General features: G+C 69.5%; 18 protein-coding genes and 3 pseudogenes. 7 read left to right on the forward strand and 14 right to left on the reverse strand.

The window, feature by feature from the left end:
• Positions 1-21: 21 nt before the first annotated feature.
• Complete coding sequence (locus ACZ4MU_RS18350; protein WP_467877345.1) at positions 22-3,735, forward strand: AfsR/SARP family transcriptional regulator; 3,714 nt, start codon at positions 22-24, stop codon at positions 3,733-3,735.
• A 237-nt stretch (positions 3,736-3,972) separates the two neighbouring features.
• On the opposite strand, the gene ACZ4MU_RS18355 is transcribed toward ACZ4MU_RS18350, so the two are convergent.
• From ACZ4MU_RS18355 to ACZ4MU_RS18365, 3 genes and pseudogenes are all read right to left on the reverse strand, one after another.
• Complete coding sequence (locus tag ACZ4MU_RS18355; RefSeq protein WP_467877348.1) at positions 3,973-4,650, reverse strand: helix-turn-helix domain-containing protein; 678 nt, start codon at positions 4,648-4,650, stop codon at positions 3,973-3,975.
• Positions 4,651-4,669: 19 nt separating this feature from the next.
• Positions 4,670-5,014, reverse strand: a pseudogene (locus tag ACZ4MU_RS18360) (zinc-binding dehydrogenase); the annotation flags it as partial.
• A 366-nt stretch (positions 5,015-5,380) separates the two neighbouring features.
• On the reverse strand, positions 5,381-5,947 hold the full coding sequence (locus ACZ4MU_RS18365; RefSeq protein WP_467877350.1) for an RICIN domain-containing protein: 567 nt from the start codon (positions 5,945-5,947) through the stop codon (positions 5,381-5,383).
• Positions 5,948-6,739: 792 nt separating this feature from the next.
• Here ACZ4MU_RS18365 and ACZ4MU_RS18370 point away from each other — a divergent pair.
• On the forward strand, positions 6,740-7,189 hold the full coding sequence (locus tag ACZ4MU_RS18370) for an SRPBCC family protein (RefSeq protein ID WP_467877353.1): 450 nt from the start codon (positions 6,740-6,742) through the stop codon (positions 7,187-7,189).
• Positions 7,190-7,423: 234 nt separating this feature from the next.
• On the opposite strand, the gene ACZ4MU_RS18375 is transcribed toward ACZ4MU_RS18370, so the two are convergent.
• The 3 genes from ACZ4MU_RS18375 to ACZ4MU_RS18385 all read right to left on the reverse strand — a co-directional run bounded on the left by ACZ4MU_RS18375 (position 7,424) and on the right by ACZ4MU_RS18385 (position 10,146).
• Positions 7,424-8,203 (reverse strand): hypothetical protein, encoded by a 780-nt coding sequence (locus tag ACZ4MU_RS18375; protein ID WP_467877355.1) that lies wholly within the window; start codon positions 8,201-8,203, stop codon positions 7,424-7,426.
• A gap of 189 nt (positions 8,204-8,392) precedes the next feature.
• The gene (locus ACZ4MU_RS18380) at positions 8,393-8,758 is read right to left on the reverse strand and encodes a PH domain-containing protein (protein ID WP_467877358.1); all 366 of its coding nucleotides are present in this window, start codon (positions 8,756-8,758) and stop codon (positions 8,393-8,395) included.
• A gap of 449 nt (positions 8,759-9,207) precedes the next feature.
• Positions 9,208-10,146, reverse strand: a complete 939-nt coding sequence (locus ACZ4MU_RS18385) for an AraC family transcriptional regulator (RefSeq protein WP_467877361.1) — start codon at positions 10,144-10,146, stop codon at positions 9,208-9,210.
• 100 nt (positions 10,147-10,246) lie between these two features.
• On the opposite strand from ACZ4MU_RS18385, the gene ACZ4MU_RS18390 reads away from it, so the two are divergent.
• Complete coding sequence (locus tag ACZ4MU_RS18390) at positions 10,247-11,161, forward strand: MBL fold metallo-hydrolase (protein WP_467877363.1); 915 nt, start codon at positions 10,247-10,249, stop codon at positions 11,159-11,161.
• A 415-nt stretch (positions 11,162-11,576) separates the two neighbouring features.
• Entirely contained in the window at positions 11,577-11,798 is a 222-nt protein-coding gene (locus ACZ4MU_RS18395) for a hypothetical protein (protein WP_467877366.1), read from the forward strand.
• 13 nt (positions 11,799-11,811) lie between these two features.
• On the opposite strand, the pseudogene ACZ4MU_RS18400 reads toward ACZ4MU_RS18395, so the two are convergent.
• From ACZ4MU_RS18400 to ACZ4MU_RS18410, 3 genes and pseudogenes are all read right to left on the reverse strand, one after another.
• Positions 11,812-12,693: pseudogene (locus ACZ4MU_RS18400) on the reverse strand (IS5 family transposase).
• Positions 12,694-12,979: 286 nt separating this feature from the next.
• Positions 12,980-13,084, reverse strand: a pseudogene (locus tag ACZ4MU_RS18405) (IS5/IS1182 family transposase); the annotation flags it as partial.
• 345 nt (positions 13,085-13,429) lie between these two features.
• Positions 13,430-14,350: an NADP-dependent oxidoreductase gene (locus tag ACZ4MU_RS18410; RefSeq protein WP_467877369.1), complete on the reverse strand. Its 921-nt coding sequence runs from the start codon at positions 14,348-14,350 to the stop codon at positions 13,430-13,432.
• A 75-nt stretch (positions 14,351-14,425) separates the two neighbouring features.
• On the opposite strand from ACZ4MU_RS18410, the gene ACZ4MU_RS18415 reads away from it, so the two are divergent.
• Positions 14,426-14,851 (forward strand): winged helix-turn-helix transcriptional regulator, encoded by a 426-nt coding sequence (locus ACZ4MU_RS18415; protein ID WP_467877372.1) that lies wholly within the window; start codon positions 14,426-14,428, stop codon positions 14,849-14,851.
• Positions 14,852-15,298: 447 nt separating this feature from the next.
• Here the strand turns inward: ACZ4MU_RS18415 and ACZ4MU_RS18420 are convergent, their stop codons facing one another.
• The 5 genes from ACZ4MU_RS18420 to ACZ4MU_RS18440 all read right to left on the reverse strand — a co-directional run bounded on the left by ACZ4MU_RS18420 (position 15,299) and on the right by ACZ4MU_RS18440 (position 20,191).
• Positions 15,299-15,460 (reverse strand): hypothetical protein, encoded by a 162-nt coding sequence (locus ACZ4MU_RS18420; RefSeq protein WP_046495796.1) that lies wholly within the window; start codon positions 15,458-15,460, stop codon positions 15,299-15,301.
• A 486-nt stretch (positions 15,461-15,946) separates the two neighbouring features.
• Positions 15,947-16,285: a MerR family transcriptional regulator gene (locus tag ACZ4MU_RS18425; RefSeq protein WP_467877375.1), complete on the reverse strand. Its 339-nt coding sequence runs from the start codon at positions 16,283-16,285 to the stop codon at positions 15,947-15,949.
• A gap of 1,549 nt (positions 16,286-17,834) precedes the next feature.
• Complete coding sequence (locus ACZ4MU_RS18430) at positions 17,835-18,767, reverse strand: hypothetical protein (RefSeq protein ID WP_467877377.1); 933 nt, start codon at positions 18,765-18,767, stop codon at positions 17,835-17,837.
• 95 nt (positions 18,768-18,862) lie between these two features.
• Entirely contained in the window at positions 18,863-19,324 is a 462-nt protein-coding gene (locus ACZ4MU_RS18435) for a hypothetical protein (protein WP_467877380.1), read from the reverse strand.
• A 282-nt stretch (positions 19,325-19,606) separates the two neighbouring features.
• On the reverse strand, positions 19,607-20,191 hold the full coding sequence (locus tag ACZ4MU_RS18440) for a TetR/AcrR family transcriptional regulator (RefSeq protein ID WP_467877383.1): 585 nt from the start codon (positions 20,189-20,191) through the stop codon (positions 19,607-19,609).
• Positions 20,192-20,326: 135 nt separating this feature from the next.
• On the opposite strand from ACZ4MU_RS18440, the gene ACZ4MU_RS18445 reads away from it, so the two are divergent.
• Positions 20,327-21,193 (forward strand): class I SAM-dependent methyltransferase, encoded by an 867-nt coding sequence (locus ACZ4MU_RS18445; RefSeq protein ID WP_467877386.1) that lies wholly within the window; start codon positions 20,327-20,329, stop codon positions 21,191-21,193.
• Positions 21,194-21,398: 205 nt separating this feature from the next.
• Positions 21,399-21,812, forward strand: a complete 414-nt coding sequence (locus tag ACZ4MU_RS18450) for a hypothetical protein (RefSeq protein WP_467877388.1) — start codon at positions 21,399-21,401, stop codon at positions 21,810-21,812.
• The last annotated feature ends 52 nt before the right edge of the window (positions 21,813-21,864 follow it).

The following is a 21,864-nucleotide window of genomic DNA, read 5'->3' on the forward strand; positions in this document are numbered from 1 at the left end:
GCCGGGAGTTAGCGTTGCGCCATGCGTTTCCACGTGCTGGGCCCGTTGCTGATCCAAACCGACGAGGGCGCCCCGGTCACCGTCCGTGAGCCGAAGGTCCGCGCTCTGCTGGCCGATTTGCTGGCCCATCACGGACAGCCGGTCTCCACGGACCGTCTGGTCGATGATCTGTGGGGCGCGGCGACGCCCAAGAACGCGCTCAACACGCTCCAGACCAAGGTCTCGCAGCTGCGCCGGGCGCTGGAGAGTGCCGAGCCCGGCGGTCGGGAACTGGTCGTCCGTCTTCCGGCCGGATACCTACTGGGCCTACCGGCACAGGCGGTGGACTCCGGCCGGTTCGCGGCGCTGACAGCACAAGCCCGCCGCAGCGAGGATCCGGGCGTCCGCGTGCCACTGCTGTCGCAGGCTCTTGAGCTCTGGCGCGGTGCGGCCTTCGCCGAGTTCCGCGACCACGCCTTCGTCCAGGCCGCCGCGAACGGGCTGGAAGAACAGCGGCTGACGGTAGTGGAGGAACTCGCCGGAGTACGCCTTGAGCGCGGCGAACACCGTGTACTGGCAGATGAGTTGAGCGATCTGGTACGGCTGCACCCGCTGCGCGACAGGCTGCGCGCCGTACACATGCGGTCGCTCTACCTGTCCGGGCGACAGGCCGAGGCGCTGGAGAGCTACCGGGAGTTGACGGAGCGTCTGGCGGAGGAGCTGGGGCTGGACCCCGGGCCCGAGCTGGTCGCGCTCCACCAAGCGATCCTGCGCCAGGACCCGGCACTGAAACCCGCCCGGCCTTTCGGCCCGACCGCTGCCACCGCTCCCAACGCTCCGCCGCCCGCCGCAGCTGCCGTGGCCGCTGCCGTGACGCCTGCCGTGGCCGCGTTCCGTACCAACCTGCCTGCTCGGCTCACCGATCTCATCGGGCGCCGCCGAGAGGTCGCGGAGATACGGGCATCGCTCAGGTCGGGTCGGCTGGTGACGCTCATTGGCCCCGGCGGTGTCGGCAAGACCCGGCTGGCACTGGAGGCCGCCTCACTTGTCGACACCCCGCCCGAACACGATGCCTCGTCCGACGCCGGTGCCTCGCCCGCCCCCCATGTCCCGCCCGCCACCCAGGCATTCCCTGACACCGGGGCACTCCCCCGCTCCGATGTCTTCCCCGACGCCGATGCCTTCCCCGACGGGATCTGGCTGGTCGAACTCGCCGCCGAGACCAGCAGCGCCGGTATCCGTACCGGCGCCGTTCCCTGGCCCGGAGCCGGTCCCGGCGCCCCGCCCGGTGACGCCGCGAGCAGCACCGATGCCACCACCGTGGCGTCCGCCGTGGCGTCGGCGGTGGCCGACACGCTCGGCATCCGCGACCACGCGGGCTCCGCTCCCCTCCCGCCCGGGCGCGCCGTGGACCGGCTCGCCCAGGCGCTCGGCCCCCGACGCCTGCTGCTCGTCCTGGACAACTGCGAGCACCTGATCCAGCCCGTGTCCGAACTGGCCGAACACCTCCTGCGCCAGGCTCCCGGGCTGCGCATCCTGGCCACCAGCCGGGAGCCGCTGGCGATCTCCGGTGAGAGGCTGTACGCGGTCGAGCCGCTGGCGGAGTCCGACGCGGTGCTGCTCTTCGCGGCGCGGGCGGCAGCGGCCTCTCCCGGCTTCCGCCTCGGGCCCGCCAACGCCGACGCCGTGGCCCGCGTATGCGAACGGCTCGACGGCATCCCCCTCGCGCTGGAGCTCGCCGCCGCGCGGGTACGGGCGCTGGGTGTGCACGAACTGGCCGAGCGCCTGGGCGACCGGTTCCGCCTGCTGAACGCGGGGCGCCGGGACGCCCCCGCCCGCCAGCGGACCCTACGCGCGGTGATCGACTGGAGCTGGGAGCTGCTGAGCGGCCCGGAGCGCGCCGTCCTGCGCCGGCTGGCCGTCTTCGCCGGCGGTTGCACACTGGACGCCGCCGAGGAGGTCTGCGCCCAGCCGGACGTACCCGCCGACACCGTCCTCGACGTGATCACCCGCCTGGTGGACCGCTCGCTGGTCACCGTGGTGGAGGGGGAGGACGGCCTCCGGTACCGGATGCTGGAGTCGGTCGCCGCCTACAGCCTCGAACGGCTGGAGGAGGCCGGTGAGGAGCGGCTCGCCCGTCGCCTGCACCGGCTCCACTACGTCCGGCTGGCGGAGCGGGCAGAGCCGTTCCTGTACGGCCCCGAACAGCGCCTTTGGCTGCGACGCCTCGACAGCGACAGCGCCAATCTGCGCTCCGCGCTCGCCTGCGCGGCAGGTACCCCGACGGATCCGGCGACCTCAATGGCCAGGCCGAGTACAGCGAACACAGTGACCTCCACGGGCCTGGCGACCAGGGCACACGGTGACGACGCGGACGGTCGGCCGACTGCCACCCCCGACCCCGACCCCGGCCTGGCGGTACGCGGGGTGAACGCGTTGGCCTGGTACTGGTTCCTGCGCGGCCGCCTGGACGAGGCCCGGCGGTCGTTCGCCATGGCGCTGGGTCCTGGTGCCCCCGACGACCACGGACCCGCCCGCGAGACCCGCGAGGTCCGTTACGCCCGCGACAGCAGTGGCACCAGCACCAACAGTGCGCATGCGGCACGGCGCAGCGCGCAGGCGCGCCAGGCCGCGTTCGCGCTGCTGGCCGGGGACAGCACACGCCCGCAGCACACCAGTGACGCGGAGGACGAGGAGACGGAGTACGACGGGGCGGACGCCCGGGCCCGCTTGTTCCTGGCGCTCGCACGATGCGGGTTCGGCGACCCTTCCGGCGCCGCGCCCGATGAGGACAGCACCGTGGACCTCCTGGCCGCGTTCCGGGCCACGGACGACCGCTGGGGCATGGCCGCGACGCAGAGCACCCGTGCGACCCAGGCCCTGTACCGGGGCGACCTCGCGGGTCTGCAGCGGTACGCGGTGGACAGCGCGGCACGCTTCGACGAGCTCGACGAGGGATGGGGGAAACTGCGGGCGGGTGAACAGCTGGGCGTACTGGCCGAGATCGGCGGTGACTACGCCGAGGCCGCCCGTCTCCACCGCGACGGCGTGCGCATCGCCGAGGAACTCCACCTGTGGACGGACGTCTCGTTCGGATGGTCCAGGCTCGGCAGGATCGCGCTGCTCACCGGCGACTACACCGCCGCGGCCACGTACCACGAGCGGGCCAGACGTCTGGCGGCGGAACAACTGCACCGGCCCGCCGAGCAGTTCGCCGTAACCGGACTCGCCCTGGGGGCACGCCGGCAGGGCGACCTCGAAAAAGCCGAGGCGTATCTGCTTCCCTGGCTGGAGTGGAACCGCGAGAAGGGCGTGGATTCCGGGATGGCCCTCATCCTGGCGGAACTCGGTTTCGTCGCCGAGCAGCGCGGCAACCTACCTCAGGCGCAGAGGCTGCACCTACAAGGACTGGACGCGGCGCGCCGGACCGGCGACCCGCGAGCGGTGGCGCTCGCCCTCGAAGGGCTGGCCGGCGCGTACGCGGACGCCGACCCCACCTCTGCCGCCCGCCTGCTCGGCACGTCCGCCGCGCTGCGCGAATCGGTCGGCTCACCGCTTCCCCCTGCCGAACGCGGCGACGTCGACCGCGCGACCGAGCGTGCGGGCGCGGCCCTGGGGCCGGACACGTTCGCCGCCGTGTTCCGGCAGGGACGCGCACTGGAAGTGGATGACCAGGTGCGCCGATTGCCGCCACTGGGCGCGGCGGACGTCGACGATACGGGAGACTGGACGCCCGCACCTGACCACCGACCATGAGCACCTCACAGCCGCCAGCACCCGGCGCCCATCCGCCACCGCCGATGACGGTTCCGTGTTCAGCCATATCTCTTCGGCCGCTGCGCGGTGATCCCACCCAAGCAACCGAGCAAGGACGCACCGACAGGAAGCCACCGCGTTCGCGCCACCAGGGCTTCGTACGCCCGGTCCCCTCGGGGGGGTACCAGCGGACCGAGGATGATCTCGGCCACTTCTCGGCCTTGCGGAGGCTCACGCTCAGGGGTGCACCACGCGCCGCCCGGTGATCCGGCCCGGTGCCACCTGCATCCAATGCGTACGGTCGTCTCCGGCCCAGGGCAGGGAGCGAGCCAGGTCATCGAGCCGCCGCACGGCCACCTCATCGGTGACGCCTTCCGCCTCTCCCACGGCCATGACACTCCACCCCTGTCTCATGGCGTCGTCGATGTGGTCGACCTCGAAAGCCACTTCCGTCCCGGCGGCCCTGGCGAGGAGCGCCTCCGCGGACGTGCGGAAGGCGATCCCGTCGTCGGCCACCACGTAGTTCACGGGGAAGATCGCGGGCCCTTCGGAGGTGAAGAGCGCGACCCTGCCGATACCGTGCGTGGACAGCAGGCGCCGGCATTCGTCCTCGGTCAGCGAGATCAGTTCCGCGCCCCGCAGCGCCGTGCCGCGGCCGGGCGGAGACTCGGTCGTGGCGCCGGCCAGTTCCGCCACGGTCGTCCCCAGCGCGTCGGCGATGCGGACGAGGGTGTCGATCGGCGGTGAGGCTACGTATTCTTCCAGGTAGGCGATGTAGTCGGCCTCGGCCCCGGAGCGCTCGCCCACCTCTTTCCGGGTGAGGCCCAGCTCCTGTCGGCGTTCGGCCAGCCGCCGGCCCAAATCGGTACCGCCGGCGGCCGCCCCCGTGGAAGCGGATCCCGATGTGCTGTCCATGAGCATCGTCCTCTCTGCCTCACGCCGGGGCCGGCGTGGTGATCACGTCCTGCTGTGGTCCGCCCAGCACCACCTTGAGCGCACCCGTGTCCGCGGCGCGGGACAACACGGCGTACGCCTCCTCCATCTGCCCGACCACGTCCGCGCCGAGCCCGTCCATGAGGTCGGAGACCAGCTGTTCCGGCTGCTCGGCCGCACTGGCGGTCGTGTCCGCGCCCAGCGCACGGGCGGCGGCCAGACGCGACTCGGCCAAGTCGACGGCGACGACCCGTCCGGGACTGTACAGGCCGGCGATGGCGGTGGCCGCGAGGCCGATCGGTCCCGCCCCGACCACCACGGATGTTCCCACCTCGTACGAGGGCGGCGTGCTCAACGGGAACGTGCGGCCGGGCGACACGGCGGTCTGACCCGGCCCGTGGAAGACGAGTGCCTTCATGACATCGGCCTTCTTCCTGTCTCGCGTCCAGGGCGGCAGCGCCGGACTGTCCCGACTGCCGCATCGCGCACATGGGCCGGTCGGTCCCGGTCCGGGACCCGTCGGGTCCCCCCGGCCCGTCTTCGGAAACGCGATGGTGAAGACCGGTGCCCGCCTCGAAAGGAGGGCCGTCGCCATGTCCGAGACAGCCCCCGCCAGCATGCTCCCGCGCTCCCGTCCTGCCCTGCTGCGCTTCCTCGGCGGTGTGCGGACGGCGGTAGCGGCAGCACGTTCCTGGTCGAGGCGACCACGCCACTACTGGGTGTGCCACCTCTCGTACCTGACGGAGGCGTCGCACGTGATCGTCTGCACGAGGGTGCCGTTCCCCACGCTGGGCGTGGACAGGCAGTAGCCGCTCGACGCGTTCTGCCAGACGTCGTACCAGCCCGAGGGCGGCCCGTCGGGGTTGTCCGCGTAGAAGACCCGCCACTGCTGGCTGGGGTCGGCCGCGTTGCAGAACGCCGTGGTGGCCGTCCCCGGCCCCCACGTCGGCGCCGTGATGCACCGGCCCGTGCGCTGGTTGGTGAAGGTGAACAGACCTGTCTGGGTGTTGAAGCCCTCCAGCCACTTCTGCTCGGTCGCACCGCTGCACGACCACATCTGGAGTCGCGCGGCGTTCTGGGTGGCATTGTCGAGGCAGTGGCTCGAGTTCCACACGTTGATCGGGGTGAAGCCCGCGGCCTGCGCGGGTGAACCGGTCAGGCCGATCACCAGGACCGACAGTACGGCGGTGACGAGCGCGAGCAGCCCGCGCCGCCGGGAACCGGGTCTGTTCCGGGTTTCTCGTTCGAGGACCACTGACCGTTCCTTCCGGGTCGTCATGGTTCCCGGGGGAAAGCACCCCCGAGTGTCATGTGAGGCCAACGGCGGTCGTTCAGGTGGTGCGCGGCACGCCACGCTACTCGCAAGCGGAGAGCCCCGACAGCGCCAGGACAAGGAAGCCGGGCCTCCGCGGAAGGACCGGCTGTACGAGTCTCCGCGGTATGTAGCGGCCGTTTCCCGGGAGGCAGGGGTCTCAGTCATAGGGCGCGAGCGCCGCCACCAGGGCGCGGGGCTTCTTCGCCACCGGGTCCTCCGCGTCCACGCACGGCACCAGGGGGGCAGCCCAAGCATGCCAGACATGCAGCGGAGCCCCCGGACGGCGGCGGCGTCGAAGGCGTACGCGAGCAGTCCGCCGCCCGGGCGTTCCAGGTCCAGGCCGAGCCCACGGCCGTGACGCCCCGATGCCCGTCACCCCCCGCCGCTCGTCCTCCGGGCGTCCAGCACCGTACCCTGCCGCCCACCCGGGGCGTCCAGCTCGGGCAGCCCGCCGCCCGCAGCTGATGTGCAGTGCCCAACTGTCCGCCTCTTTGCGGCAGTTGTCTGCTCGCGTCCGCGAACGCGCCAGATGATGATGGGCCAGAAAGGCCCTGGGGCCGTCGTCGCGGGCGCAGGCGGAGAGCTGCGTGGCCGGCCTTCGGCTGTCCGATTCCCACTGGGCCGGGTGCCAGCGGACTGTCCCACGCAAGGGTGGCAACCCTGCTGGCGGACTACTGAAGGCGGAGCCCCTGGGGCAGGCATACGGCCGTAGCCGGCATTCCAGCCGAGCCGGTCCCGAGGGAAGGAACGACGCCCGTGTCGCAGGTCGAAGAATCCATCGAGGTCGATGTTCCCATCAGCACGGCTTACAACCAATGGACCCAGTTCGAGTCGTTCCCCCAATTCATGAACGGGGTGGAACGCATCGAGCAGCGCACCGACACGCTCACTCACTGGGTGACGAAGATCGCGGGCGTGAAGCGTGAGTTCGACGCGGAGATCACCGAGCAGGTCCCGGACACCAAGGTCGCCTGGGTCACCGTGGGCGGAGAGACCGAGCAGTCCGGGCTGGTCACCTTCCGCCCGATCGACCCCGCCCGCACGCATGTCACCCTGCGCATGGACTTCGACCCGGACGGGATGGCCGAGAGCATCGGCGACAAATTCGGCTTCATCGACCGGCAGGTCAAGGGCGACCTGGAGCGGTTCAAACACTTCATCGAAGACCGCGGCGCCGAGACCGGCTCCTGGCGCGGCCAAGTCTGATGCCGGGTACCGTCCGACACCGCGGCCCTGCGGGACTGTTCCACCCAGGCGCTCGGCAGCGCTCTCCCGCAGGGCGCGGTCAACCCGACATCGGTAGGGCCACACTGCAGACCGTGTACGCGTTTTGTTAGGGGATCTCGTCCTGTTGGGCGTCTGATGGTTCGCTGGCTGTATGAGGGCTGGGTGCCCACCATGGCCCTTTGTGACAGCGCCGAACAACACGCCCTTGGAGGCTCAGCGGGCCAGGTGCAACCGGGTGTGGAAGTAGCCTTCCGACTCCTTGCCCGCCCGGTCCTCACCGAGCGCGGTGACCGTGGCCACCGCGCGCCGCTGCTCTTGGGGATCCGTGAAGCGCCGCTGTCTCTGGGTGCTGCGGGCCCGCTCCACGGTGAGGCCGTACGACTGCAGACAGGCGGTGATCGGTCCGTAGTCGTGGGTACGCAGGACGAAGGCCGCCACCGGCACGGGGTGGCCGATGGCGGTGAACAGCCGGTCGAAGGTCTGCTCGGTGAGGAAGCTGGTGCCGCCGGTAATGGTGATCAGGCCTGTCCCTGCCAGCGAGCCACACAGCCGCTCCCCCGGCTCCGTGCGCTCCAAGTCCACACAGTGCCCCTCGTCGAGCAGCCCGACGGCCACCGCGTAGTCCAGGGCGGGCCGCGAGACGTCAATCCCGACGACCCGTACGGCGTCGGGGCGACGGCGGGCCGCGTAGAAGTCGCGGTCGCGTTCGGCGAGTTCGGCGGCGGTCAGTTCGGTCACCGTGGCCGAGGTGTAGTGGTCGAAGAGTTCGTCGAGGGTGACGTGATGGTTGAGGAGAGCGGCGTTTATCCCGTAGGAGCAGCACACATCGAGGACGGCAGGCCGTTCCGGTCGCAGTTCGGCGGCGAGCAAGCGGAAAACCGGCTGGGCGTGACCGGGGGTCTGATACTCGTACGGCTGGAGGGCGGCGAAGTAGCCGCGGGGGTCGGGGAGGGTGTAGACATCCTCGAAGCTCGTCATGCCGACTGTGGTCATCGCTGTGGCCTCCCTGCTGGTCTGAAGGAGCCCGGGCCGGAGCACGGTGACCCCAGACGTACCCGGTCGCGCGCCTACGCTGAAAGGCCGCCGATCCAGCCACCGGCGTAAAACGCACACGTCAGCCCGTACCACCTGCACCGCCAGGCCGCGCGTCGCCGAACGGGGCGTTGCTCCCGCCGAGGGCCGTCAGCGGGCCACGAACTGGGTGAGGATCGCCTGCACCTCGTAGATGTCGACCCCCTTCGTGAACGTCTTCTGCAGCGGCGTCGGGTTGCCGGAGATCCAGATCTTCAGCTCCGCGTCAAGGTCGAAATGCCCGGCCGTCTCCACGGCGAAGTGGGTGATGCTGCGGTACGGCACCGAGTGGTACTCGACCTTCTTGCCGGTGATCCCCTGCTTGTCGACCATGATCAGTCGACGGTCGGTGAACAGCATGGTGTCGCGTATCAGCGTGTACGCCGCGTACACCTGCTCACCTTGGCCGAGCAGCCGCCCGTACTCGCTCTGCGCCTTCGCCGGGTCGACGGTGTGCGCGTTTCCGAACAGTGCCATGTCAGGCCCCCCACGTGATGGATCTGTTGCCCCCGTATCCCGGGTGGAATACGGGATCTTGCCACTGTATACGGGACAGCCGCAGGGGCGGCGAGCTGGGCCCGGAGCAGCCCCAACCTCGGAGCCGCCAGTCCCGCCCGTGCCTACGTGCCTGCCGAGATTCCTTTTGACACCCCGTCACCCGCCCCGGCACGCCGACTGCGCGGAGCAGCCCTACGCCCGAAGATGAACCCACCGCCCTGGCACTACGTGGGTCCGCCGCAGGGAACGTGCACGGTGGTCCGGGCAACCAGACCCCGACTGCCTCCAGCGTGTCGCCACCGCTGACCTGGTGGCCTCCCAGGGTGGGAGGTGGCCTCGTTCCCCAAGTCACCTGGGGATCCCGTTGGTTGGGTTTCACCGTCCGCACTCTTCGTCTTTTGGCGGGCTTGCGCGAACAGGAGGTTTCATCAAGGACTCTCACGTGGAGGCCGATCGGCCGCTGTCTCTGCCCGGTACTGCCCCGGGGTAGTACCGAACTCCCGGCTGAAGGCATGGGAGAGGGCGTACGGGGTGCCGTAGCCGACGCGGCGGGCGATGGTGGCCAGAGGGTCCGGGGTGTCACGGAGCAGAGTGGCGGCGAAGGTCAGGCGCCACCAGGTGAGGTACGCCATCGGCGGGCGGCCGACCAGCGTCGTGAAGCGGCGAGCGAGGGTGGCGCGGGACACGCTTGCCTCGGCCGCCAAGCGGTCGATGGTCCACGGGGCGGCCGGGTCCGAGTGCAGTGCCCGTAGGGCGGCGGCCGTCACCGGGTCGCCCAGTACGGTCGGCCAGGTGCCGCTCGCGCCCTGGGCTGCCCAGGAGCGGATCATATAGACGAGGAGGAGGTCGAGCAGGCTGGGCACCGCGATGCAGGCGCCGGGTCCTTGTGCGCCCAGCTCGTGGCCCAGCAGGTCGACGGCGGCGCGCAGTTCGGGATGGGTGCCCACTCGGTTCGGCAGGTGGACGACCTGCGGCAGTTCCGCCATGAGCGGGTGCATGCGACTGCGGTCGAGCCGGTACTTGCCGCACAGCATCTGCACCTCGCCGGAGGTGGCTGGGGGCCGGCGCGACCCCCTCTCTTCGAACCATCGCTCGAACGGCACCGCCCGTTCCACGGTCGCCGCATCGACGGGGGCGTCGGCGATCACGTGCCCCGTGCCGTGCGGCAGCAGCACCACGTCACCCGTGCCGAGTGAGACTGGAGAGCCGCCGTCGGGCAGCAGCCAGCAGCTGCCCTCCAGCACCACGTGAAAGCCCGCACCGTCGTACGGGGCGAGCCGCGTGCACCAGTTCCCACTCACCCGCACTCGGTCTGAGGAAGGACGCCCGATGCGTACTGTCGAGACTGCGTCACTCACCACATCCACCGGGTGACGATATCAAGAGCATCAGCGGTGAGACGGATGCGTATCTGAATGAGCCAGACACGCATTGAGAGGCTCATCTGCCCTTCCTAGAGTCGATGGCATGAAGAGCGAGAGCATGGAGAGCATCGTGCTCGGCGATGTCGAGGTCATCCGAGTCGTCGAGTGGCAAGGGGCGTTCGCGCCCGCACGCGGCCTGGTTCCGGAGTCCGGCGCCGAGGTGTGGAAGGGTAACGAGGGCTGGTTGGCGCCGGATCACTGGGAACCGGACAGCGACAGGGCGGTGGTGGCGCTCCAGACCTGGGTGCTGCGCAGCCGCGGAAGGACCGTCCTGGTCGACACCGGGGTAGGGAACGGCCGCGAGCGGCCCGGCTCGGCGCAGTTCCACCACTGGCAGGGCGATTTCCTGGGTGGTCTGGCGCGGGCCGGAGTTCGGCCGGAGGACGTCGACACCGTCGTCAACACCCACGTTCACGGTGATCACGTCGGTTGGAACACCGTCGGTGTGGACGGAGGGTGGGAGCCCACGTTCCCCAACGCCCAGTACCTCATCCCGGCCGCTGACGACTTCCACTTCGGACCGGACAACGCCTACGGGAACGGTCACCAAGAGGATGACCGGCTGATCTACGAGGACAGCATCGCACCCGTCCACCGCGCCGGGCAGACCGTCCTGTGGGACGGTACCCACCGCATCGATGAAAACCTCACTCTGGAGTCCGCGCCAGGCCACACGCCCGGCTCATCCGTACTGCGGCTCGCATCCGGGAGCGACCGGGCGGTCTTCGTCGGCGATCTTCTGCACAGCCCGGTGCAGATCCTCACACCCTCCTGCAACAGTTGCTTCTGCATGGATGCGGAACAAGCAGTGGCCAGCCGCCGTCGCATCCTCGAACGAGCCGCCACCGAACGCGAGTTGGTTGTCCCCGCCCACTTCGGCGGTGCGGGTGCCGTGGAAGTCCGACAAGAGGGCGGGGGGTTCACCCTCGGGCGGTGGGCAGCCTACGGTACGGAGTAGGGCGCGTCAGCGAGCAGACCGGGGCGGAGGCACCGGGGCCAGAGCCTTTCGAGGCGACCGAAGCATCGTCGAATCGTTCGGTCTCCTCAACCGCGACAACCCGTGCGGGACCCCTTGGAGTGAACTGGCCGCGCGCGTCCCGGCCCCTAGGGCGTGTCCGGTGGGTGTGGGACCGCCCACCTTCCAGGCTTGATTACTGGCGATCTTCGACGCTTGCGACTAGGATCCAGGTTGCTCATTCGAGAGTCACAAGCACTGGCGACGTGTCCGATGGGGGACAGTGCTTCAATCTCGACAGGCAATGAGCACGATGAGTCTCTAATCGTCGCAGAGCCTCAGCAGGCCATCCGCAAGCGGTGGTCGAGCTGAGGCTGCCCGCCGACTGGTCGATCACCTTCGTGAAAGGGATCGACTGGTGAGGCTGACCTTTACCGTTCAGGTACTTCTCGCACTTCTGTCCTGCATATCGTCGCTGCTGGTAGCGGTGGTGGCGGGGGTACTGTCGCATGAGGCTGGGGCACCCATAGCTGGTGCGGTGCTGTACGGCGGCGGCGCGTTCATCGGCTGGATGACGCTCTGCGTCACGGTGCTGACGGCACTCGGTCTGCTCGGGCGTCACGGCCATCCCGGCGAGTGAGGGTGCCCGCTACTCAGGAATGCAGCCAGAGCCGGATCGCAGCGAGGGTGACCGTGCCGTGGAGACGTACGCTCTCTTGTCGTGCCTGGTCGCCACAGCCCGCGACGCCTTGAGGGCATTCATGGTTCGCTCGACTTCGTTCCTGCGCTTGTGGAGCGACCTGTCGAAGCCTGTGGGTCGACCGCCTCGCCTACCGCGGCGCCGCCGGTTAGCCCGCTGATTCTTCGGTTCGGTGATGGTGTGCTTGATCTGGCGCCTGCGTAGGTAGCGGCGGTTACGACAGGATGAGTACGCCTTGTCGCCGCTGACGTGATCAGGCCGGGTGTGCGGGTGACTGCCGCCCGGCCGTGGCACGCGAACGCGCTCCAGGACCGGAATCATCTGAGGTGCATCGCCCCACTGCCCGGGCGTGACCAGCACTGCCAGAGGCCGGCAGCCGCCGTCTGCAGCCAGATGAATCTACGTGGTCAGGCCGCCCCTGGAGCGGCCAAGGGCCTCGTCGGGGTCGTGCTGAGCTGACCGGATACGTTTCTTCGGGCTCCGGGGCGGACGCCTTCGAGTCCCGGCGGCATGCTGATGTGCCCGGCAGGTAGTCGAGTCAATACCGACCATGCTCCAGTCGACGCGGCCCTCCGCGTCTGCGTCGGCCTGTACGCCACGCAGGACTCTCTCCCAGGTGCCATCCGCCGACCAGCGTCGATGCCGGTCGTGACAAGTCTTCCCACTTCCCGAAGCGCGTCGGCAGATCCCGCCAAGGGAGGCCTGTGCGCTGAGGGAAGAGAATGCCGTTGATCACCCTGCGATGGCACTTCCACCGCCCACCTCGCCCCGCGTTCGTCGGAAGATGCGGCTCCAGCCGGGCCCACTGTGCGTCTGAAAGATCACCCCGTCCCATACCAACCGGAACGATCCGACTACTCACCAGTCACACGACCCGTCGGACAGGCCCTAGTCAGGGAGCTCGGCGAAGATGCTGCCCGGCGGCTCCTTCTGCCGTCGTCGCCCTGCCTTCGGGGCCCGGCCGCATGGTTGGTGGGCGCGGCAGACCGTGGAGTCGACATTCAGGTTCCGCGCGCAACCACGCCCTTCACCTCGGCCAGGGCCTGGAGTCGGCTCGTCACCAAGCGATGACCGCCGCCAACACAGCTGCGGAGCGGTGGACGAACGCAAGTTCGTCGTCATTCGATGATGCGACGGTGGTCGGCGAACGGACGCCTTGTCTTCCCCATACTGCGGAGAAGACAAGGCGCCAAGCGTACCCACTGCTCATCGGACAGCGGGCGCATGCGCCCGCTCCACCCAATACACCTCTCCGGCCCAGTGTTAACTCACCATGCGCTACGCGGACTCCGCACGGGCGCTACCGCAACAGGCCGCCGAAGCCGCACCGTGAGTTGACGGCGAACCCACAGGTCCAATCCCAGAATCAGGGCAGCGCACCCGCCGTCCAGTAGCGTCGGCGGAATTCTTCGACGCATTCACTGGGCACTGGCCTGCCGACGCGCCGCGCCCGACCGCTTCTCGCGACTTCGTGATCCGCGTTGTCGTTGTTTCCGCGGCCATAGCTACGGGAAGCCAAGCGGACCTCCAACCAGCGAACGCCGCCTGACCTGCACAGAGGGGGTTTCACATCAAGGCACCAGCACCAGGCGACCGCGCAGCCCACCCGCCGCCAACCTGCGATGCGCCTCGGCGACCTTGCCCAGCGGCAGGACGTCCGCGACCCGCAGACGCAGCCCGGCGGCGGCCAACCTGGCGAGGCGGGGGCCGTCCGCACGGATCCACACGTTGCCCACCCGGATGCCGCGCAGCGGCGTCGGTGTATTGCCCAGCACGCTGACCAGCGAACCCCCGCCGCGCACCGCGTCCAGCGCCAGCATGCCTACGGACGCCGCGTCGACCGCGGCGTGCACGCCGCCGGGCACCAGGTCGCGCACCGCGGCGGGCAAATCCGCAGTCCGTGGCACAAAGAGATCCGCTCCGAGATCGCGCACCAACTCCTCGTCGCCGGCGCCCGCGACTGCAACCACCCGCACACCGGCCAGCGCGGCGAGCTGCACCGTGTAACCGCCCACCGCCCCGGCCGCTCCGGTGACCAGCAGCGTGTCGCCGGGCTTGGCCCCGGTGATATCGAGTGCCTGAGCAGCGGTGAGCCCGCCCAAGGGCAGGGTCGCCGCAGCTACCAGGTCGGTGCCGGCCGGCACCGCGGCGACCGCGTCCGCATCCAGCACCACGTGCTCGGCCTGCGTCTTGAGCGACAGCGCCAGCCGGTCGGACAACCCGATCACTGCGTCGCCCGGTTGAAAGCCGACGACCTCGGGCCCGAGCGCCTCGACGGTGCCAGCGACATCCCAGCCGATGCCGATGACCTCCCGCTCGGGAAGCAGGCCGCCCGAGGTGAGCGCGCCGGAGCGGGTCTGTAGGTCCACCGGGTTGACAGCCGCGGCGGCGACCCGGATCCGGATCTGGCCGGAACCCGGTTCCGGCACCGGTACCTCCGCCACCTCGAGGACTTCCGGGCCACCGAAGGAACGAACGATCACAGCTTTCATGTCCACGAACCTACGGGGTGTTACTCTCCACCGGGAAGTACACACTTCGGAGTGCCTACCCCACCTGGAAGTGCCATGGCCACCCGCACCGCCGCCCAGCGCCGCGCCGACGAGCGCGCCGCCTACGACGCCTACCTGGCTACCTGCCCGGCCCGGCAGCTGCTGGACCGGATCAGCGACAAGTGGGTGAGTTTGGTACTGAATGCATTGGCCGACGGGCCGCTGCGGTACCGCGACTTGAACCGGATCATCGCCGGGGTCAGCCAGAAGATGCTGACCCAGACGCTGCGCACCCTGGAACGTGACGGGCTGCTGACCCGCACGGTGACTCCCTCGGTGCCAGTCCGGGTGGACTACCAGCTCACCCCACTCGGCCGCAGCCTGCTGCCGGTTATGGCCTCGATCAAGGCATGGGCCGAGTGTCATATCGAGGAAGTCCAGACCGCCCGCATGGACTACGACCGGGGTATGGCTGCGGAGTCGCCCGTACCCGGTCCATGACTCTCGCCCCCGCCACGTTGACGCCATCGCCGTTACGGGTGGTTCAAGGATCGTGAAGGAGGTCGACTTTGCGGGCGGGTCCGGGAGCAAGCCGCCGAAGCCGCCGCGTGGGTTGAGCGCGAACCCACGAGGGCCATCCCCAGAATCAGGTCAGCCCACCCTCGGGTTCAGGCTGAGGAACCTTCAGTTCCCACGAACTCGTGGACCTTCCCGGGTTTGAGTAGTCCGCCGGGACGGCCGTCGATCGCCGAAGGTGGGCAAGTTCCCTGCTTCGTCACAGCGGCCGTCCCGGTTGCTGGCCGGCCCGGATATCCCCGCATACTCGTTTCCGCCCGATACCCGATAGGTATCGGCGACAGGACACGTGACGTGACGGTGGCCTGCGGCCCCACATCTGGGGCGGCAGGCCACCGTCATCCAGCATCACGGCTGGGTTGTGCCAGGCGGCTACCAGCGATACCAGCGGCCACTGCCACCCTTGGGGCGGGCGACGAAACCGATCAGCCACAGCACCAGCACGGCGATCGCGACCCACCAGAGGACCTTCACCGCGAAACCGGCACCGAAGAGGATCAGAGCGAGCAGAAGAACAAGAAGCAGGGGAACCATAGTTATCAACCTCCGAAGCACCGTCTGCCCGCACATCCCCCACTCATGCAGCCATTTTTATGTTTTTCTTATGCCGGTGGGCGGGCAGGAGGACGCGCTCGCGTTCCAGGGCGGTTCACCGAAACCCCCTTTACGGCCCCGCCTCCCCTGACCTCAAAGCGCCGCATGGCGGCGGCCTGCCATCGCGCGGACCGCACGCCGACGCCGCTCACGGTTCTTCGCGACCCGGACGCTTCAGACGACGTGTCACCTGCCCAAGTCGTTCCTCGCCGCAGGGCTCCGGGGCGATAGGTCACCAGTTTGGACGGCGCTTCGCGCCAGTGATCTTGGCCGACGGTCCGTGCGGAGTAGTCGTGTCTGTCGCCGGGCAGGCCCCAGACGTTGACCACGCGCTGCCCGCCCTCGGGGGCCCTCAGAGGAAACGAGCACACGTCACGCCTTGGACCAGTGCGCGCGCCCGCCGAGGACCGGCGGGCGCGCCCCGACTCAAGCCGCGACCGTGGGGTTCACCGGTTCGGCGGCGCGGCGGTATTCGGCGTTGAGGCGCTGCGCTTCCCCTAGCTGGTCCTCAAGGATGACGATCCGACAGGCGGCCTCAATAGGGATGCCCTGGTCTACGAGTTCGCGGGCGCGGGCGGCGATCCGAAGCTGGTAGCGGGAGTAGCGGCGGTGTCCGCCCGGTGAGCGGAGCGGTGTGATCAGGTGTGCTTCTCCGATGGCACGGAGGAAGCCCTGGGTGGTGCCGAGTATCTCGGCGGCCCGGCCCATCGTGTAGGCGGGGTAATCATCATCGTCGAGACGGCCGAACGAGTCGTCTGCGGTCATCGCACCTCTTTCTGGAGCACGCGGAGGGGCCCTGGTGCCAATGGCACCAGGGCCCCGAAGGAACTGCTACACCATCTGCCGGCCCTGGTACTGCGCCGGCCTTCTCTGTCCGCAGGCCCGACCTGAATGCTGTCGGGGGTGCGGGGATCGCGTATGCGTGACCGGAGACCACCTCACTATCGATGTCCTGCGGTACCCGGGCGCCGTACTGCCGGCCCGGGCGATCCTGATGGCGCCCAATTCCTCCGTTCTTCCCTCGGTGTTCAACTACCTACCAAACGGGACACTCGTACTGCTGGTACTGCGAACTGCTTTGTGCTGCTCGTGGCCTCACCCAAGCGCCACGCTCCGGCAGCCAGCCCCGTCGCCCATCCCGCATCTGCTCTTGGCTTAGAACCCCACTGCCGAACCTCCCGGTGCGCGCGCCCGCAGCCGACGCCTTCACCGAGGCACTGCTCACTGACTTCACTGCTGGGTACTGCGAACTGCACTTACTGCGGGTACTGCCACTGCGTGTACTGCGGTACTGCTCGCGGCGGCCCCTGATCACTGCGGGCCACCCGGTCCGGTCGTCAGCCCCGTCGCCGTCCTGCAACCGCCATGGCTTCGGAACTCCACCACCGCACCGCCCTACACACTGCAACTACTGGTACTGCGGTACTGCTGCCCGGCAGTTCGTCTCTGCCGGGCCCTGCTGTCCTTCTGGGTTACGAGAGAAACCATAACCACACCACCAGCCAATGTCTACTGTGGTCGAGGTAGATTTTCGCGTGTTCGGTAGTGAGGAAATCGAACTCGAGCAGCGACGCGGGCAGGGCGCAAGGCGGTCATCGCCGGTTGACCGACGCAGGCCGGGGCACAAGCGCCAAGCAGACAGGGTCGGGCAGCGACGATCGGGGCCAGGGTGGTGACCTGTTGGACACGATGAGCGTCACCGCCGCAACCCCGCCCCCTCCTCAACATCCGTGGCCGGCGCACGCGAGAGCGCCCGACACTTCCTCGAAGACCTCGTACCGCCGATTGGGCCCAGGCCGCTGATCCGGTGGTTCCGGTCGTGTCGGTTATCGCTCCCAGCGCCCTGCGCCACAACGGCGGCACCGGAGGGTTCGGCCGGCCCGGGGTCAATCGCGTCGCCCGTGCCCCCACCGTGACCCGCCAGATGACCGGCGGTAAGACCATAAGCGCCCTCAAACCCTGTCGGCAGAACCCTGAACGGACCGTCTCCTGATACCCCGCCCCGCCTGAAGGAGGCCCGCAGGCCCCACGGGCAGGCCGAGGTGGGCAGAGGCGGTGCACCTCGCTCAGGCAACTACGCCGGAAAACGACGGCCGACGCGGTGAGCGGCCCGCCCCTGGCCGCCGCCCGTGGGCACCCGCCCCTCCCCCACCGTGCAGGAGCCCACCAGGCGCCGGCGGTCGAGGCCCGTCCTCCCCTCCGAAGCCGCCGCCCGGCGGCTCATCGCCGACACCCGGCCCAACGCCATACACCGGGGCGACTCATGGCGGGCGAGCGCGGGGCGCCGTCGGGTGGGCGGCGCCCCGCAGGGGGTTCAGCCGACGTTCAACGTCAGCGCGGCGGTGTGGAGCTTGCCGCCGGTCTGGAACTGCAGGAACAGCCGCCAGTTCCCGGACGTGGGCAGTTCGGCGTGGAAGGACAGGTCGGGGCCGCCGTGGTCACCGTTGACCTTCGTGGTGGGGTGCAGGTGGGCGAAGGCGGTGTCGCCTTCGTGGAAGGCGGTGAGGTGGGCGTAGGTGTCCAGGTAGGGCTGGAGGTCGGTGACGGGCTTGCCGTCCTTGGTGACGGTGACGGTCAGCGGGTGTGCCATTCCGGCCATCGGCTTGCCCTTGAGGGTGACGGTGTATCCGTCGACGTCGACGGAGGAAGCTGCTGCCGGCAGCGGGGTGTTCGTCGCCGTGCCGGGGACAGTGAGGGTGCGGCTGAGGACGAAATCGTTGCCTTTTCCGGACCCGCTGTCGGGGGTGAAGGAGGCGAACATGCGCCACGAGCCGGGAGTGAGGGCGGCCAGGGCGGCGGTCCAGGTTCCGTCGGCGGCCATGGCCGGGTGGATGTGCTGGAAGCCGGTCAGGTCCGAGCGGATGGCGTAGAAGTGCATGCGCTTGGTCTGGTCGACGGCGAAGCCGGTGACGGGCTTGCCGTCCGGTCCGGTCACCGCGAACCGGTAGGCGGCCTGCTTGGCTGCGGGGAGGGTGGCGTCCTGGCTGGTGAGCCGGTAGCCGTCCTTGGTGTCGGACAGGCCGTTGCCGTCGGCCATGTGATCCATGCCAGGCATGTCGGCCATCGAGGGTGAGGTGCTCGCGGAGGCGGAGGCGGAGGCGGACGCGGACGGCTTGGCGCCGTGGTCCATGCCCGGCATCGAGGAGTCGCCCGAGGAACCGCAGGCGGCCAGGGTCAGCGCGAGCGCGGCCACGGTGCCGGCCGCCGCGAGGGCACGACGGCGGATGGTGGTACGAGGAGTGAACATGAAGGTGGTCTTTCCGGTGGGCGCACCACGTCCGTGGCGCGGGTAGGAGCAGGACGACGTCGCCAGTCCCGGTGTCCGGGTCCAGCACGGTCCTGTCACGTCCGCGCGATGCACACCCGCAGCAGCAGAATCCGCCCGCCCGGTGGCGGCGGCCCGCGCCGCCCCGCCCGGCCCAGCGTCACGGACCCACCCGTGAGCAAACTGGCCGCCAGCACCGCGGCGGCGACCATCAGGCCACCCAACGGCAGCGGCATGCGGTGCCGCGCGGGGGTCGAGACGCACATCGTCCCGTCCATGGCCGACGTCCCGGACATGTGCTCCGCGCCGGGATGCCGAGCCATCTCTGAAGTCGCAGACGTCGCCAGTTCAGGGAGCATGGAGGCCATCGCGGCGGAGTCATGGCCCTCGGGCATGGGAGCGGCGGTGGACATCGCACCGTGGCAGCCTTCTGCGGCGGTGGCCGGTGAGCCGTGCATGAGGAACAGACCGAGCAGGACCGCGCAAAGCGCCAGCAGCCGGGCGATGTCCCGCCTGGGCGCCTGTCCAGTGCCTGCCACCACTGGTTCCCTTCCATGTCACCTGGGGCGCGCCTGCGTGACGCCGCCGCCTCCACCATACCCCCGGTAGGTATCTGATGGCCAGGGTGGCAAGCTCCTTCGGCTTATCCCCATTCCCGGGGTGAACCTCATGATTCCAGTCATCCGGTAGCCGACCGCCGTCCGGCAGGTTCACCAACCCGAGTTCGCCCGGTGGGACGGAAGCGAGCGCATGTCCTGCTTGGGCACCCTCGCCTCGCCGCGATCCGGCTATGGCCCCGATGAGGACCAACCCGGCAGTCCTCAGCCGTCCACCAGTGTGGCCACCAGGCGCGTCATGGCGGGCCGTGGGTCAGGTGTGCCCGGCCAGCCGGTCATCAGGAGATGGTGGGCGGTGCCCACGATGGCGAGGGCCACGGTGCTCGGGTCGACGGTCTCCGCCACCCTGCCGAGCCTCTGTTCGGCCGCCAGGTAGGTGCTGATGGCCTCCTCGATCGCGAAGAGGCCGGGTGCCCCGCCTTCCAGGGCCTCGCGGATTCGATGCATGGTGGCGGGTCGGCTCATGGCCAGGCCCGAGAGAGACGGGCCGGCGGATTCGAACAGCACGAGGGCGACGGCATTGAGGTTCCGCGCCACCGTGCCCTGCCCGGTGAGCCGCGACAGCGCCTGCGCCTTCGCCGCAGTCCGTGCGAACCGGTCAAGGCAGAGCTCGGCCACGAACTCGTCGAGCCCCGCGAAGTGCGCGTGCAGCAGCCCCTTGGCGCAGCCCGCCTCGGTGGTGATGGCCCGGCTGGTGAGCGCGCCGGGCCCATCCCTCTCGACGACGCGCTCGGCCGCCGCGAACAGCCGCTCGCGTACGTCCGGCGTCGCCACTCCACGCGGTGACATGGGCCTCTCTTCCGTTCTGGTGCCGCCGCCCTCGAGGGGCACAACTCCTGGAGAGTAGCGGGGATTGCCAGTTTGGGCGTGCGCCCATACTGTTTGGGCGCACGCCCATTCCATCGCTCACCACAGGAGGCCCCCGTGCCGGACGTTGTCAACACCGAGCAGGCACAGGCGTGGAACGGGCCGGAAGGCTCCCACTGGGCCCGCCACCAGGACCGTTGGAACGCCGTGAACGAGGCCTTCAACCAGCCACTGCTCGATGCCGCCGGGATCACCGGGGACCACCGGGTCCTCGACCTTGGTTGCGGCTCCGGGCAGACCACCCGCCTCGCCGCGCGCAGAGCGCCCCAAGGGCACGCGCTCGGCCTCGATCTGTCCGGCCCGATGCTGGCCGAGGCGCGGACCCGAGCCGAGCGGGAGGACATCACGAACGCCTCCTTCGTGCAGGGCGACGCCCAGGCGTACCCCTTCAAAGAGGGCTCGTTCGACGCGGCGGTCAGTCGCTACGGCGTCATGTTCTTCTCCGACCCGGTAGCGGCCTTCGGTAACGTCGCCCGGGCACTGCGGCCCGGCGGCCGCCTGGCGTTCGTCTGCCCGGCCGATGCCACGCTCAACGGCTGGGTCACGGCGATGACGTCACTGCGCGGCATCCTGCCCGTCGGCGACTTCGGACGGCCGGGTCTGCCCGGCATGTTCTCCCTCGCCGCCCCGGACCGCATCCGCGAAGTGCTCACCGCAGCCGGATTCACCGGTACCAGCGTCAACCGGGCGCAGGCGTATGGGACATGGGGGCACGGAGCCGAGGACGCCGCGACGTTCCTGCTCGGCACCGGCCCCGGCCGCCACCTGATGGAACAGGCCGACGCGGCGACGCGCTCACGCGCCCGCCACACCCTCACGGACCACCTGCGCGCCCAAGAGGTGGCGGACGGCACAGTCCGGCTGCTCAGCACGTCGTGGCTGGTCACGGCGGACCGCCCGACCGACCCGTCGGACAGGTCCTGAAGGATCGGACAGCCCGATAGAGCCGGTAGAGCCGGTAGGGAGCACCCAGCCGGTCGTCCACCTCGGCGGGGGACATTGGCCCGGCCCAGTGCAGGCCAGCTCTATCGTCTGCTGATTTTGTTGATTTCCGCTCGAGCTCAACAGGGAGACACCCGGCGGTAATGGTTCGACTCTGAGCAGCCTGAAGGAGGAGGGAGGCCGCGCCATGCGCAGACGCAAGGCGTTCGCCATCTTGCTGGCACTGCTGGTCGCTCTGGGGGTAATGCAGCCGGCTGGCGCCGACGAGCCGTCACCGAGCACCACACCGGTAGCCCGGTTCTTGAGCTACAACATCTGCGGTAACAGCGAGGACACGAGGGTCTGTTCGGCCACCCGCGAGATACCCAAGCGGCAAAAGAAGGTTGTGGGCGAGGCCCTCGCGTTGAGAGCGGATCTGGTCTTCCTACAGGAAGTCTGCCACCAGCAGTACAACGCCATGGCTGGGGACCTCTCCACCCACGGTTACAACGGCTCGTTCGTCACGACGCCACCAAGCGGACCGGACTCTGCACGATGGAGGGAGGCGATGGCGCCTACGGAATCGCCGTCTTCGCCAAAGGTCCGATCGCCAATGAGGTAACGATGGACCCGGACACCTCCGAGACGCGCAAGTTCACGGCGCCGGAGAACTG

This window comes from Streptomyces sp. NPDC026377 (assembly GCF_055567715.1).

What these genes read in the sequence shown, in the direction of transcription:
- ACZ4MU_RS18350 (WP_467877345.1), top strand. Translation starts at nt 22, where the DNA reads ATGCGTTTCCACGTGCTGGGCCCGTTGCTGATCCAAACCGACGAGGGC.
- ACZ4MU_RS18355 (WP_467877348.1), bottom strand. Translation starts at nt 4,650, where the DNA reads ATGGACAGCACATCGGGATCCGCTTCCACGGGGGCGGCCGCCGGCGGT.
- ACZ4MU_RS18365 (WP_467877350.1), bottom strand. Translation starts at nt 5,947, where the DNA reads ATGACGACCCGGAAGGAACGGTCAGTGGTCCTCGAACGAGAAACCCGG.
- ACZ4MU_RS18375 (WP_467877355.1), bottom strand. Translation starts at nt 8,203, where the DNA reads ATGACCACAGTCGGCATGACGAGCTTCGAGGATGTCTACACCCTCCCC.
- ACZ4MU_RS18380 (WP_467877358.1), bottom strand. Translation starts at nt 8,758, where the DNA reads ATGGCACTGTTCGGAAACGCGCACACCGTCGACCCGGCGAAGGCGCAG.
- ACZ4MU_RS18390 (WP_467877363.1), top strand. Translation starts at nt 10,247, where the DNA reads ATGAAGAGCGAGAGCATGGAGAGCATCGTGCTCGGCGATGTCGAGGTC.
- ACZ4MU_RS18410 (WP_467877369.1), bottom strand. Translation starts at nt 14,350, where the DNA reads ATGAAAGCTGTGATCGTTCGTTCCTTCGGTGGCCCGGAAGTCCTCGAG.
- ACZ4MU_RS18415 (WP_467877372.1), top strand. Translation starts at nt 14,426, where the DNA reads ATGGCCACCCGCACCGCCGCCCAGCGCCGCGCCGACGAGCGCGCCGCC.
- ACZ4MU_RS18420 (WP_046495796.1), bottom strand. Translation starts at nt 15,460, where the DNA reads ATGGTTCCCCTGCTTCTTGTTCTTCTGCTCGCTCTGATCCTCTTCGGT.
- ACZ4MU_RS18425 (WP_467877375.1), bottom strand. Translation starts at nt 16,285, where the DNA reads ATGACCGCAGACGACTCGTTCGGCCGTCTCGACGATGATGATTACCCC.
- ACZ4MU_RS18430 (WP_467877377.1), bottom strand. Translation starts at nt 18,767, where the DNA reads ATGTTCACTCCTCGTACCACCATCCGCCGTCGTGCCCTCGCGGCGGCC.
- ACZ4MU_RS18440 (WP_467877383.1), bottom strand. Translation starts at nt 20,191, where the DNA reads ATGTCACCGCGTGGAGTGGCGACGCCGGACGTACGCGAGCGGCTGTTC.
- ACZ4MU_RS18450 (WP_467877388.1), top strand. Translation starts at nt 21,399, where the DNA reads ATGCGCAGACGCAAGGCGTTCGCCATCTTGCTGGCACTGCTGGTCGCT.